Genomic DNA, 2,004 nt, shown 5'->3' on the forward strand with positions numbered 1-2,004 from the left:
GCGCGGCGGACCCTCCGGCTCGCGCTGTGCCGGGGCCGGGGCCGACGCCGGGTTGCGGATCGCGTCGTCCAGCACGCAGTCGACGCAGTGGCCGCCCGGGCCGGGCCGGGTGCCGTGCTCGGGGCACAGGCCCTGCTCGATGCGCTGGGCGTGCCTGCGGGCGGCGGTCTTGTCCTGGACGATCTCGGCACACACTTCGCAGTCCTTGCCGGTCGACCACAGGACACCGGCCTCACAGTCCTGGAAGCCGCAGCCCCAGCGCGGCAGGGCCACCCCGAGCAGCCACCGGCCCGGGTCGCGGATCTCCGAGAGCATCACCTTGGAGAACCGGGCGGTGAGCCGGTGGTGCAAGCGTTCGGCATCCGTGCCCTCGCGCAGCTGGCGGCCCACCGCACGGGCGATCTGCCGGACGACGAAGTCGCTGTTCACCCGCTCCAGCAGCAGGTGAACCGGCTCCAGCACGGCGTAGATCTGGGGGTTCATGGCCAACTGCGGTCCGTCGTACGACGACCGGCGGGAACCTCCGTCCCTGCTGCTGCGCTTTTCGGTTTCTGGCTACGAAGGGGAGGGTCGGCTGTTTCCACCCGCGCGAAGCGCGAGACCACCGCCGCCTTCCGCACGCGCACTCGCAGCAGCCGAGTTTTCCACAGCCCCAGCGCCCTCAACTACCGGTACCTCGCCTACGGCGGGTGACAAGAACGCGCCCTCGTCATCCGGTGAGTCAGTCCTAGGTGATTCCTCATTCGCGAGGGATCCCTCACCAACCGGCGAACCCGATCCCTCACCAACCAGAGAACTAACCGACTCCTGCGAACCACTGGTCACACCAGCCTCAACAGCCCCCGCGACCGCCGCGCAGCCACCCTCCGGACGGGCCTCAGGAGCGATGTCGTGCGCGATATACCGGTGGCGCCCCTGCGCCCCCGCACGCCGCTGCACCGTCACCCAGCGCGCCGCCTCCACCTCGTCCACGACCGCCGACGCCGCCGTCACCGACAACGGCTGACCGGCCTTCTGGCCCGAGTGATGCCGCAGGCCGGCCGCCAGCTCAGCCTCCGTCAGCGTGATCCCCCGCGCCTGCGCATACGCGATCAGAGCGAACGCACGCAGCTCTCGGGGCGTGAGGTCCTCCGCGGCCGCCACCGGCAGCCACACGAACGCCTCCGTACGAGTCATCGCCCGTACCGTCCGCACCGCCGACGTGCCCGTGCCGCCCGGCAGCGTCCGACGATCCGAGAACAGCTCCACCACCCCGTCCGGACCAGGACGACGCAGCTGCGTCATCCCCCGCTCCACCGACGCCGTCGACAGCCCCAGATACGAGGCGATCGTCGTGGACTTCGCCTGGCACCCCTCCGGCCGCAGCCCGAGCGCCTTCACCTTCACGTACACCGACAACGCGACGTCCTGGTAGTGCGGCGAGGACACCAGACGCATCGGCACCCGCACCCGCTGCCGCCGAACCCGCCCGGCCGGAGCCCCGTCGACGGAGTTGTCGATGGACTCCCACAGGGGGTGATCTAGCGTGGCGGCCGACGCCGCTCCAGCGCTCACAGGAACATCCCCGAGGTCAGGCGGTCCGCCGGACCGGCGTCATCCGTGTGACAGTCAAGGAGTGTGATGTACGTCACAATCCCGCCAGGAGGGACACCACAACCAGCAGAAATCACCCCCGGCGGGGGTGCGGCCTGGTCGTGGTCGACCTGACAAGACGACTCACGCTCGTGCACTATGGCGATACCGACCTTCCATATGGATCAACGCAGAGGGGCCCCTTGGCCGGGGCCGATCTCGATGGCTCGTGTGGCGGGACAGGTGAGCCCCCTCCGTGAGGAGCGGGCGACAGTACGAAGGCCAGAGGCGGATCTCCTTCCGTTGACGACTTGGTGCTGGTGTTCCGAAAGCCCTTGGCCGGGCCTCGGAACGAACCGCGAAGCCCCTTGGCGGGGGCCCGCGGGTGGTGCAGTGCAGTGCAGTGCAATGGCCCTGATGAGGGGCCGGATC

The 2,004-nt window shown here is 69.8% G+C and carries 2 protein-coding genes; one reads left to right on the plus strand and one right to left on the minus strand.

Annotation, left to right across the window (positions count from 1 at the left end; translation table 11 throughout):
• On the minus strand, window positions 1–483 hold a 483-nt coding region (locus tag ABWI07_RS43950), incomplete at its 3' end, for a hypothetical protein (protein ID WP_353822187.1).
• A gap of 637 nt (window positions 484–1,120) precedes the next feature.
• Between ABWI07_RS43950 and ABWI07_RS43955 the strand changes: the two genes are divergently transcribed.
• Complete coding sequence (locus ABWI07_RS43955) at window positions 1,121–1,414, plus strand: hypothetical protein (protein WP_242432208.1); 294 nt, start codon at window positions 1,121–1,123, stop codon at window positions 1,412–1,414.
• The last annotated feature ends 590 nt before the right edge of the window (window positions 1,415–2,004 follow it).

This window comes from Actinomadura sp. NPDC000600, assembly GCF_040492135.1.
Lineage (GTDB): Bacteria > Actinomycetota > Actinomycetes > Streptosporangiales > Streptosporangiaceae > Spirillospora.